Raw genomic sequence first — 10,116 nt, forward strand, 5'->3', positions numbered from 1 at the left:
GTGACCTCCACCACACCCCGCCAGAAACAGGCATACGACTTCATACGGTCGTTCATCGATAAGGAGGGCTACGGCCCTTCATATCAGGAAATTGGCGAAGCCTTGGGCATCACATCCCGTTCCAGCATTCACCGGCTTGTTCACGGTCTCAAGGAACGCGGTCTGATTGAACTAATCCCAAACCGAGCCCGCTGCATCGCCCTGAAACCAGACTTTGATGCTGCATATCACCTTCGCCGGGTACTGAGCGCAATAGATGGCTCCCCGGTTTCCGACAATGAAGCTGTCCAAGAAGCAGCGAGATATTTAGCCGAGGCCGCGTAATGGATGCGCAGAAAAAGAATTACAATCACAAGACAGACCGTGAAGCCTACACGGCGAAGGCCAAAGAGCTTGTTCGCCAAGGATTTACGAAGACCCGCATCGCCAGTGAATTAGGCGTTTCGCGCCACACGATTGCTATGCTGCTCGATGATGCTGCTTACAAGCGTCATCTTGAACGCGGCAGAAACTATGACCAGTACGATCGTGTGCGGGTAAAGGGTGAAACGAACGCCGACAGATATCCAACAGATCGATTGGACAAAGATCACGTCAAGTCACTCATTGACGCCATACCGAGCGATACACGGTCAAAGACCGGCGTTCTTATGGGTGATCCTCTTCCGGGGCGCAGTTCGCTTGATAAGCGCCATCAGTGCGAAGTCATTCCTCTGCGGAGGGCTTCATAATGATCTACGCACGTTCAAACACAGTCGAGAGTAATCCTCGATATCAGGCAGCAGTTGCAGAACAGCGCCGCCGCGAACAGGCGAAAGCCGAAGCCCGTAAGAGGGCAGAGATTGCCAAGCCGGTTCATAAGCCAGTCGTATTCAAATCAGCCGAGCAGATAGCAGAACAGCGCCGTGAGCGTGACAGGCGAATGTTTGAGAAGGCTGCCGAGAAGTTTCCGATCACGATCCCTGATGAACAGAATTCAGCACGTTCGATCATAGCTCGGGTAGCCGAGGAGCATGGTCTGACCTTGGAAGACATCCTCAGCGTTACCCGCAAGCGAAAGATCATGCTTGCACGTCGAGAAGCCATTTACCGGGTTTGGATTGAAAAAAGCCCCATTGGCCTTGCTGAGATCGGTCGAAGGTTCGGGCTCGATCACACCACAGTTCTCCATGCTCTACGCGTGAGTGGCGTCACAGACACCCGCCAGCGCACAGCCAAGCCAACGGAGGCCCAACATGAATGAACGGCTTTCCAGATCACTTATCGGCTTCGGCTGGGCCTGCTTGGCTCTAGCCGTAATTCTCGCCCCGGTGGCGTACTTCTTGGGGAGGTTTTAATGCACAAGCTCACAATCGACCCATCCACGAAGGCAGGCTTCTGCCTTCTGCTTGATGACAGTGAAAAGCCAAAGGAACAGCAGCGATCTGTTGGCGAACGTCTTTCATATGGAACATGGGATCTGACCCGTGACATGGAAGGCAACAAATGCACCCGGCGCGGTCAGTATTATCTCAATCTGTGGGACAACATCAGCCAGCTGCGCAGGCATCACGGTATTGAGGAAGATAACCTTGAGATCGTGATTGAGGCAGAAGCTTACTCAGCGGCTCGTACAGAAGCATCAGCACAGTTGGCCGGTGGTTGGCTGGCAACGCTCGAAATGATGTGTGAGCGGCGCTCTCTGGTCTATCCACGCACGGTTACAACGTCATCTTGGCGCAAGTCATTCATCGGAGTTGTCAGAGCGCCGAAGGAAATCACAAACGCGGATGAACGGCGCAAATGGATCAAGGACAAGGTTCTGGAAGAGTGCGCACGGCGCGGATTGAAGCCGAAGGACGATAACTGCTCCGACGCCATTGGAATAATGTTCTGGCTCGTATCAGGCGGCAAGGTCCACCAGGAAGCCACACGAGCAGCGAAGAAGGCCAAGACACAGGCCAAGCGCCAGCAAACCAAGATGAACCTTAAGGTGGCAGCATGAGCGCCCTTCGCAAATACGAGCAAGACCAATACCAGCCTGAAATCTGCAATGTTGATGGTGAAGGCGCGATTATCGGAACGATCCTTGTTAACAACGATGCTTTCCAACTTGTCGCCGGTATGCTGCAGCCAGCTCACTTCTCACAGGGCGTTCTTGGTGATGTTTATCAGGTCATGGGAGATCTGATTAAGCAGGGGAAAGTTGCGGCTCCGATCACGATCAAGCCGTTTCTGCCTTGGGATAAGAATATCGACAATGAAACGACAGTCGGAAAGCTTGTCGCTCGTGCATGTGCGCAGCATTCCCTTCCGCCTTCAATGCTGCCTCAGATCGCACAGATGCTGGTTGATTTGTACAAGCGCAGGCAGATCGTCGCGGTTGCCGAAGACATGATCCGGACGGCCCAGAACGTCGAAACAGACAGTGACCCTGCAAAGATTGGCGAGAAGGCAATCACTGAAATCAGTCAGGCTCTCTCAGATGGTGACGATATCTATGGTGCCGTGTCATTTGGCTCTGCTCTGGATGACGCTCTTGACGACACAGACAGGGCATACAAGGGCAAGAAGGGGACCGGGATAAGTTACCGTTTCCGACCAGTCGAAGAGCTTATAGGCCCGATGTGTGGCGGACAGCTCATAATTCTTGGCGGTGCTACAAAGCAGGGTAAGTCAGCATTGGCCGGTCAGCTGGCAATGGGTGCGGCTTCTGAGGGTAATGCAGTCTGGTTCTATTCCGGTGAAATGTCGGCAAAAGAGCTGGCAATGCGTGAAAGCAGCCGTGAAACCAATGTCACAGTGAACCGGCAGAAGCGCGGCAAGGTCACCGAGAACGACTTTGAACGCCTGATGAGCTTCCGGAATGCCAACAAGGACAAGCAAATCTATATCCAGCAGAAGCGTTTGACGCTGGATCAGATCGAAGAGCGGGTTCGGTATTTCGTTTCCAAGAAGGGGAAAGGGCTTGTCGTTATCGACCATATGGGCCTGATCGACCGGGACAAGAACGAAAAGAAACTGGCAGATTGGGAATTTGGGCAGATCGTCACGGCAAGGCTTAAGCAGATCGCTCGTGACCTGGATATCCCGATTGTTGGCTGTGCGCAGCTCAAGAAGAACGTGTTCGCTGATTACAAGCCGACGATCAATGAGAAGTTCTTCCACGGTCTGCTTGCCAAGAAGCCTCGGTATTCGGATCTGATCGGCGCAATCGAGCGAGACGCAGACCATGTGTTGATCCCGTTTCGTCCAGTTGTGTTCCTGAAAGAGCATGAGCCATCAAAGATGAGCGATTTGCATCAGTTCTGGTCTGATCTGGTCGAGCAGAACGAGGACAAGGCCAAGATATTCCTTGCCCTGTCCAGAGAAAGCCAGTGGCCGCGTGACGTTGAATGTGGCTGGCATGGCAGCACAACGAGCTTTGTCGATCAGGGTGGCATGAATGAGCCCGAACTGATCAAGCGTGAAATCATCGACAATCCAATGGGTCTGCTATGAACAGATACGCCGGGTATATCAAGCAAGTTCCTCAAGGCTGGTGGGTGATGCTGCGTTTCTCACGAGACAGCCACCCGAAGCCACTCCTGAATGAAGGTGGAGCACCTCAAGTCTTCACATGTGAGCTGGAAGCCACAAGGACGGTCAACAGGCACCTTCTCGCATATTTCAACGGCAAGTATCTGCGCGAAGGTGAAATCGCTTCCATGGAGCCCACAGAGCGGGAACAGGTATTCGGTTCAGATGGTGCGATCTACCGGAAGGGCAGGAAAATAGAAGTCGAGCGGAAGAGGGCGGCGGCATGATGAGCAAGGCAACCTTTGAAAAAGAAACTGACCTTTGCGCGGCCTTCATCTCAAAGCTGCCAGAAGAATGGACTGCGTACCCGGAAACAGGAGGCTTTGACATTCTTCTGGTGCGAAAAGAGGACGGCTTCCAGATCGGAGTTGAGGCGAAACTTCGGCTAAATGCTAAAGTCATCAACCAAGTGGCCGAAGGCGTCAGCACTTATTCTGTGACAGCATCTGGGCCTGATTGCCGGGCTGTTCTGATCCCATATGGCGTCACAACTGATCTTGCAGGAATTTGTAAGCTCCTGAACATCACGGTGATTACGGTTCGAAAGCAAGAATGGGATGGAGAGTTTCAGTTCTATCCTTATCTGCCACGAACGGACAGTGACTGGTCACATCGCGATTGGCGCGAACTGTGCCCACATAGCCGAATTGATCTGCCCGATTGGGTTCCTGATGTAATAGCAGGTGATAAAGCGCCGGTTGCGCTAACTGCGTGGAAGGTCGCCGCGATCAAGATCGCAATCACCTTAACGAAGCGCGGGTTTGTGACCAGAAAAGACTTCGGACACTTCGACATTTCGATGTCGCGATGGACGCAATCCGGCTGGATCGTGTCGGGGAATAAAGGTGAATGGGTTGCGGGCTCTATGCCAGACTTCCGCTCACAGCACCCGGTAAACTACCCACAGATCGAGGCCGATTACGAGAAATGGAAATCACCGGACCAAGAGCGGTTGCCAGTGCAAGAAACGATGGAGTTGAGGGCGGCCAATGGCTAGACACCCTTGCGATATCTACCGCGTAGCCCGCCAGTGTGGCGTCATCCTACGGGCGAGCTGTGACCATTCACCTACAAGCCGGAAGGCAAGGGAATGCTTCTGTAAGCCAACACTGAGGGAAATCGGACGAGAGCACGGCGAGGATCATCTTCGCCTTGTTCTGCAATTGATGGTCGGGACAGTGCAGAACTCAATGTTCATCTATTCCGATATGGTGAAAGCAATTTCGTCAGTTCTGATCCTCTGCCCTAATCTGATCCACAGTCGCACACTGGTTTCCGATTTTGACAGAATTGACCTGGGAATACTCAGGCTTAAGGCCAAAGCAATGAATTGCGGAATACCCACTACACACGTTCTCAGGGTGCTTCTAATGATGATGCTGAATAAGCCAGCACAAAGCGATTTCTTCGATGAGAGGGGGGCAGCATGAGCTTTCAAGATTGGACATCCGAAGCAGTTAAAAGCCGGGTCATTGAAATGGCTGCAACCCTGCGGAAGCTGCCAGCACATAAAGGGCCGAAGTCTTTCGCCAATAACATGCCAGACGTGGTCAGGCGCTATGACGAGGCATATGGTTTCGAAACGGCCAAGGTGAAAATCCGGGCAACCGGTGGCGAAATTGCCCGAATGGAAGAGTGTTTCGGATGGGTTAACTCGTTCTTAGACGAAGCAGACCGCAAGTTGGTTTACGATTATGGCTTCATAAAAAGCCGGAAAGGCGTTTCACTTGAGGCATATCTCAGAAAAAACGACACGGTGCGCCGAACTTTTCAGCGTCAAATTAACCGTTGTTGTCAACAAATTGCAGAAAGTTTGAACCGATTGTATGCCGTTCGGTTAACAGTGACGCTAGACAACGTGTCCGATTTTGACGATAACTCACATCAACAAACGGTATCGTCCGAGAGTTGCGTTCGTGGGGCAAATCACTTCATGACGCCGGACGCTAAGCCCAGAAACATCCCTTCTCTCCGAGAGAAAATGAAACCCGCTGCTTAAGCGGATGGGCAATAATACGAGGCAACGCCTCAACGGAATGCGAGGGAGCTTAACCGAAAGGGGACGCTAAACCGTAGTTTTCAAGGTGAGTGATATCTAAACCTTGATGGCGAAGGCCCTCGCAAATATGACATGGCCGCCGCCACTGCTTTGCACCCTGATAGCGCAAGGTACGCGGCGGTTCTCAATTCGAGTGGATAAACAGGCTCGCATAGCTCAGCTGGATAGAGCGTTGGACTTCGGTTCACAGGTCGTAGGTTCAAATCCTGCTGCGAGCCTGCCACTCGGACAGAATGTGAAATGCCGGAACTGAACTTGGTAATGGGTATCCGCCAAAGAACCTTTCAGGAGGGCGCGGACTAAGCAGCACGTAGCGGCCAGCATTTCGCATAACAATCAGAACGGCGGCGCTGAAAGCAGAAGCGCAACGGGTAGCGCACCCCAGATAAGCCATGTAAAGCGTGGCCGAAACAGGCGATAGCCGGGGTAGCGTCCGGCCCGTTCTGATAAATTCAGGCCCAATCTGCTTAGAAACGTATGGGCCTAGACCGGGAATACAGCGATACTTGCAGAGAAATACCGGCAACCAATCCAGCCCCGCCTAGTGCGGGGTTTTTCTTTATCAAACATCGGAGAACGATATGCGCTTTGGCTTCAGTGTCATGGCAGCAGCATTGCTGTCGTCTGTTCGTGGCTTTTTCTCGGGCTCAGCCTCACTCGTATTCAGTGATCCTGTTCCGCATCATCGCAAGCGTGGTGCCAGCAAGCGCATTCGCATTGGCGGACGCCGCTATACTCCGAACGGTGCTCGTGAAGTTGCACGGCGTCAGCGACAGATAGCAGAAGGTCGCCTGACAGCCAGTAACGGCGTTGTCTTTTCTATGTAGGGAGCGGGTATCTCCAACCGAGACAGCCGGTCGCTTGGAACAAGGCCACATTCGAGGCTGTAGAAGCCGTCCGTCCGCTCCGGGGTCCTATTTCCCCTCATAATGCGGATCAAGTGGGCAAGACCGGTATTCACTTTTGCCAAACGTAAACGCTAGCGTTAAAATTAGCTTTGCAATCTGGACAAACTAGATTTGAGTAGCCACCACCACGAACTTGGGTGAGGCGATAGAAACGACCTAAGTTTTGCTCGCATCTAGGGCAAAAGGGCTCTCCCTTCGGGCCTCCATCCTCAAAGGTTTCGTACTTGAAGCCTTTATGTTCGACTAGTGTTCCGCGAAACTCGAACGCTTGTTTTAGACGATTAGTTTCTTTCTTCTCGGCATCAATGGCATCGCTTGCTTCGATTAATCCCATCTTAGCATCGGCTAACTGAGACATAACATCGGCGAGTCGTGCTTTAAGTTCCGCCTTATCAAACTGAGCATCAATCGCTCGTAATTCGTTTACGACCTTCAGTGCGCCAGTAACTGCGGCAAGAGCATCGGCAATAGTCATCTTGATCTCCCTCCATCACCCATCGGGAATACAACCGTGAGTCTCACCGCGAAACAAGAGCGATTTGTCGCTGAGTACCTGATTGACCTGAATGCCACACAGGCAGCGATACGGGCGGGGTATGCAGTCAAGACGGCCAATCGGGAAGGCTCGCGTCTGCTGTCAAATGTAGACATTGCAGAAGCCATCGCAGCAAAGGCCGGGAAGACCGCTGAAAAGCTCGATTTAAGCGCAGAGAGAGTGCTTCGTGGGTTGTTTGAAGAAGCTACCCGTCAAGGTGAAGGAAGCTCTCACGGGGCGCGTGTGAGCGCGTGGGGCCTATTGGGTAAATATCATAAATTGTTCGTGGATCGCGTCGAGGCTGATGTGACAGGTGATTTGACGGTGACAGATGCAAGAACCAAGCTTCAATCTCTCATCTCTCGCCAAAATGTCGGAAGCCCAAAGAACAGCAATTCTGGCGGCGCTAACTGACGAAGAATGTAAAGCCCTCCTGCATGACTGGCGCTTTCTTGCCCGACCTGCACAGGTTGCCCCGGATGGTGACTGGCTGACATGGATGATCCTTGCAGGCCGTGGGTTTGGGAAGACCAGAACCGGAGCTGAATGGACCAGAGAACAGGTTAGAGCCGGTGCCATGCGTATCGGCCTTATCGCTCCCACAGCATCAGACGCCAGAGACGTTATGGTTGAAGGTGAGAGCGGATTGCTCGCTGTATGTTGGGCAGGGGATCGGACGGCTAAAGGTGAAGTCCTTGGCAAGCCGATGTATGAGCCGTCTAAGCGCCGTGTGACGTGGGCTAATGGTGCAGTGGCTACATTGTTCTCCGCCGAAGAGCCCGAGCGCCTTCGCGGTCCACAGCATGAGGCCATGTGGTGCGATGAGCTGGCAGCGTGGAAGTATCTGCGTGAGACATGGGACATGGCGATGTTCGGTCTTCGCCTGGGTGATAATCCAAGGGTTTGCATCACGACAACGCCGAAGCCGGTTCCATTGCTGAAAGAGATCATTGCCGATCCTAAGACGGTGGTTACACGCGGATCGACATTCGACAACGTAGGCAATCTGGCGCCGACCTTTCTCAAGGCAATCAAGGACAAGTACGAAGGTACACGTCTAGGCCGTCAGGAACTTGAAGCCGAAATTATTGACGATCTGCCCGGCGCACTGTGGACGCGCTCGGAATTGGACAAAGGCCGGATTAGAACTGTGCCTGAGTTTGTCCGTGTTGTCGTGGCGGTCGATCCTTCCGGCACCAAGGGAAGCAGCGACGAGGGCGACGATATCGGCATAATCGTGGCCGGTAAGGGGGTAGACGGCAGGGCTTATGTTCTGGCTGACAGATCCTGCAAGCTCTCTCCTGCAGGCTGGGGCAGACGTACTGTCGAGGCATATCACGAATTTGAGGCTGATCGGGTCGTCGCTGAACGTAACTTCGGTGGCGCAATGGTCGAGCACGTCATCAAGACAACAGACAAGAACGTCTCATACAAAGAGGTCACAGCCAGCCGGGGCAAGGTCGCACGAGCTGAGCCTGTCGCGGCACTATACGAGCAGGGCAAGGTTTCGCATGTCGGCGGGCTGCCAGAGCTGGAAGACCAGATGTGCCTTATGGCTCCTGATGGCTTTGCCGGTGAGGGATCGCCCGACAAGGTGGACGCTCTTGTATGGGCCATCACTGAATTAATGCTGGGTGACACTAAGCAGGTCGCCATGCTCCTGACAAAGAGGCACAGATGAACCCTATTCGAGCCTTGGCTAATGCTGCGGCGCGTCGGCTCGACGTTATGTTTCCGGGCTTCTTCGCGACGGCAAAGCACAATCACTATGCTGACTTTGGCTATCCCGAGTTCATCAGCTTCGACATGCTGTACGGGATGTATTGCCGGAATGGTGTCGGGGCGGCTGGTGTAGACAAGACAATCCTCAAGACATGGCAGGATGCGCCATTTCTGCAGGAGAAGCAGCGTGACGGGTCAGAGGGTAATGCAACCAAAGAGACGCCCCTAGAGAAGGACATCCGGGAGCGCTTCACCGATCTTCGGGTATGGTCGCGCATTGCAGAGGCTGATAGGCGCTCACTGGTCGGCAGATACGGCGGTTTGATCCTCCGTCTGGCCGATAGCAAGACATTCTCTGAGCCGGTCGATACGGTGCCGGGTGGCATTCTGGGCCTTGTTGAAGTCATCCCAGCATGGGAAGGGCAGTTGCAGGTCTCTCAGTGGGATACGGATGAGAAGAGCCAGACATACGGTCAGCCGCTCATGTATCAGTTCAATGAGGCAACCGTAGGCGACAACACCGGTACGCAGCCACGGCAGTTCCAGCTCCACCCTGACCGGGTGGTGATCTGGTCACGCGATGGCACGATGGACTGCAAGTCGCTGCTTGAGCCTGGCTATAACGATCTGTTGACACTAGAAAAGATCAGCGGTGCAGGCGGTGAAGGCTTCTGGAAGAACGCCAAATCAGCTCCAGTCCTTGAAGTCGATCCAGAAGCCAAGATCGAGGAAATGGCTAAGGCCATGGGGATACCGGTCGAGGAACTGGCCGACAAGATGAATGAACAGGTTGAGGATTGGCAGAAGGGCTTCGATAAGCTCCTGATGATCCAAGGCATGCAGGCCAAAAGCCTGAGCGTCACCCTGCCAAGCCCTGAGCACTTCTTCGCCATCGCCCTACAGTCCTTTGCTGCGTCCATCTCTATGCCTGTGAAGATCCTTGTCGGCTCACAGACAGGCGAGCGGGCAAGTACCGAAGACGCCAACGAATGGGCTCAGACAAACATGTCTCGGCGGAACAACACCGTTCGCCCAAACATCATGGACTTCGTGAACCGTCTGGAGCGCTTCAAGATCCTGCCTGAGAAGGATTGGTATCTCGACTGGTCTGATCTGACTGAGGCTTCAATGACTGAGAAGATCGACCGCGTGACCAAGATGGCTGATGCCAATCAGAAGATGGGCAATACTGAGTGGATATTCACTCCGGAAGAAATGCGCGAAGTCGTGGGCAAAGAGCCACTGACAGATGATCAGCGATACCGGGATGAAGACGACGACAATGTCGATCAAGACACCGGGCTGCCCGCAAATCCTGAAATCGAGGACTGATC

At 53.4% G+C, this 10,116-nt stretch carries 13 protein-coding genes and 1 tRNA gene; 13 read left to right on the forward strand and 1 reads right to left on the reverse strand.

From position 1 onward, the window contains the following. The 10 genes from RT142_RS18075 (at position 1) to RT142_RS18120 (ending at position 6,444) form a co-directional block, all read left to right on the forward strand. Positions 1–324 (forward strand): MarR family transcriptional regulator, encoded by a 324-nt coding sequence (locus RT142_RS18075; RefSeq protein ID WP_313030436.1) that lies wholly within the window; start codon positions 1–3, stop codon positions 322–324. Beyond that, entirely contained in the window at positions 324–731 is a 408-nt protein-coding gene (locus RT142_RS18080; RefSeq protein ID WP_313030439.1) for a hypothetical protein, read from the forward strand. The genes RT142_RS18075 and RT142_RS18080 overlap by 1 nt, the downstream gene beginning before the upstream one ends. After that, complete coding sequence (locus RT142_RS18085; protein WP_313030441.1) at positions 731–1,243, forward strand: helix-turn-helix domain-containing protein; 513 nt, start codon at positions 731–733, stop codon at positions 1,241–1,243. The genes RT142_RS18080 and RT142_RS18085 overlap by 1 nt, the downstream gene beginning before the upstream one ends. Positions 1,244–1,336: 93 nt before the next feature. Beyond that, a complete protein-coding gene (locus RT142_RS18090) occupies positions 1,337–1,984 on the forward strand; it encodes a hypothetical protein (protein ID WP_313030444.1) in 648 nt (215 codons plus the stop codon). Next, entirely contained in the window at positions 1,981–3,480 is a 1,500-nt protein-coding gene (locus tag RT142_RS18095; protein ID WP_313030446.1) for a DnaB-like helicase C-terminal domain-containing protein, read from the forward strand. The genes RT142_RS18090 and RT142_RS18095 overlap by 4 nt, the downstream gene beginning before the upstream one ends. Next, complete coding sequence (locus tag RT142_RS18100) at positions 3,477–3,785, forward strand: hypothetical protein (RefSeq protein WP_171379870.1); 309 nt, start codon at positions 3,477–3,479, stop codon at positions 3,783–3,785. Before RT142_RS18095 ends, RT142_RS18100 begins: the two co-directional genes overlap by 4 nt. Continuing rightward, complete coding sequence (locus tag RT142_RS18105) at positions 3,782–4,555, forward strand: hypothetical protein (RefSeq protein WP_313030452.1); 774 nt, start codon at positions 3,782–3,784, stop codon at positions 4,553–4,555. Before RT142_RS18100 ends, RT142_RS18105 begins: the two co-directional genes overlap by 4 nt. A gap of 429 nt (positions 4,556–4,984) precedes the next feature. Next, on the forward strand, positions 4,985–5,557 hold the full coding sequence (locus tag RT142_RS18110; protein ID WP_313030455.1) for a DUF6362 family protein: 573 nt from the start codon (positions 4,985–4,987) through the stop codon (positions 5,555–5,557). Between the two features lie 205 nt (positions 5,558–5,762). Beyond that, positions 5,763–5,835, forward strand: a tRNA-Arg gene (locus RT142_RS18115). A gap of 363 nt (positions 5,836–6,198) precedes the next feature. Beyond that, positions 6,199–6,444, forward strand: coding sequence for a hypothetical protein (locus tag RT142_RS18120; protein WP_313030457.1), 246 nt, complete (start codon positions 6,199–6,201; stop codon positions 6,442–6,444). Between the two features lie 130 nt (positions 6,445–6,574). On the opposite strand, the gene RT142_RS18125 is transcribed toward RT142_RS18120, so the two are convergent. Further along, entirely contained in the window at positions 6,575–7,000 is a 426-nt protein-coding gene (locus tag RT142_RS18125; protein WP_313030460.1) for a hypothetical protein, read from the reverse strand. Between the two features lie 36 nt (positions 7,001–7,036). Between RT142_RS18125 and RT142_RS18130 the strand changes: the two genes are divergently transcribed. Genes RT142_RS18130 through RT142_RS18140 form a run of 3 tightly spaced genes read left to right on the forward strand, consistent with a single transcriptional unit; the run spans position 7,037 to position 10,114 of the window. Beyond that, the gene (locus RT142_RS18130) at positions 7,037–7,474 is read left to right on the forward strand and encodes a terminase small subunit (RefSeq protein WP_313030462.1); all 438 of its coding nucleotides are present in this window, start codon (positions 7,037–7,039) and stop codon (positions 7,472–7,474) included. Next, positions 7,392–8,741, forward strand: coding sequence for a DNA-packaging protein (locus RT142_RS18135; RefSeq protein WP_313030464.1), 1,350 nt, complete (start codon positions 7,392–7,394; stop codon positions 8,739–8,741). The genes RT142_RS18130 and RT142_RS18135 overlap by 83 nt, the downstream gene beginning before the upstream one ends. Beyond that, the gene (locus tag RT142_RS18140) at positions 8,738–10,114 is read left to right on the forward strand and encodes an anti-CBASS protein Acb1 family protein (protein WP_313030467.1); all 1,377 of its coding nucleotides are present in this window, start codon (positions 8,738–8,740) and stop codon (positions 10,112–10,114) included. The genes RT142_RS18135 and RT142_RS18140 overlap by 4 nt, the downstream gene beginning before the upstream one ends. Positions 10,115–10,116: the final 2 nt, after the last annotated feature.

It is taken from the genome of Brucella sp. (assembly GCF_032066345.1).
GTDB lineage: Bacteria > Pseudomonadota > Alphaproteobacteria > Rhizobiales > Rhizobiaceae > Brucella > Brucella pseudogrignonensis.

Coding starts and splice junctions, on each gene's coding strand:
- RT142_RS18080 (WP_313030439.1), top strand. CDS start 324: ATGGATGCGCAGAAAAAGAATTACAATCACAAGACAGACCGTGAAGCC.
- RT142_RS18085 (WP_313030441.1), top strand. CDS start 731: ATGATCTACGCACGTTCAAACACAGTCGAGAGTAATCCTCGATATCAG.
- RT142_RS18090 (WP_313030444.1), top strand. CDS start 1,337: ATGCACAAGCTCACAATCGACCCATCCACGAAGGCAGGCTTCTGCCTT.
- RT142_RS18095 (WP_313030446.1), top strand. CDS start 1,981: ATGAGCGCCCTTCGCAAATACGAGCAAGACCAATACCAGCCTGAAATC.
- RT142_RS18100 (WP_171379870.1), top strand. CDS start 3,477: ATGAACAGATACGCCGGGTATATCAAGCAAGTTCCTCAAGGCTGGTGG.
- RT142_RS18105 (WP_313030452.1), top strand. CDS start 3,782: ATGATGAGCAAGGCAACCTTTGAAAAAGAAACTGACCTTTGCGCGGCC.
- RT142_RS18110 (WP_313030455.1), top strand. CDS start 4,985: ATGAGCTTTCAAGATTGGACATCCGAAGCAGTTAAAAGCCGGGTCATT.
- RT142_RS18120 (WP_313030457.1), top strand. CDS start 6,199: ATGCGCTTTGGCTTCAGTGTCATGGCAGCAGCATTGCTGTCGTCTGTT.
- RT142_RS18125 (WP_313030460.1), bottom strand. CDS start 7,000: ATGACTATTGCCGATGCTCTTGCCGCAGTTACTGGCGCACTGAAGGTC.
- RT142_RS18135 (WP_313030464.1), top strand. CDS start 7,392: ATGCAAGAACCAAGCTTCAATCTCTCATCTCTCGCCAAAATGTCGGAA.
- RT142_RS18140 (WP_313030467.1), top strand. CDS start 8,738: ATGAACCCTATTCGAGCCTTGGCTAATGCTGCGGCGCGTCGGCTCGAC.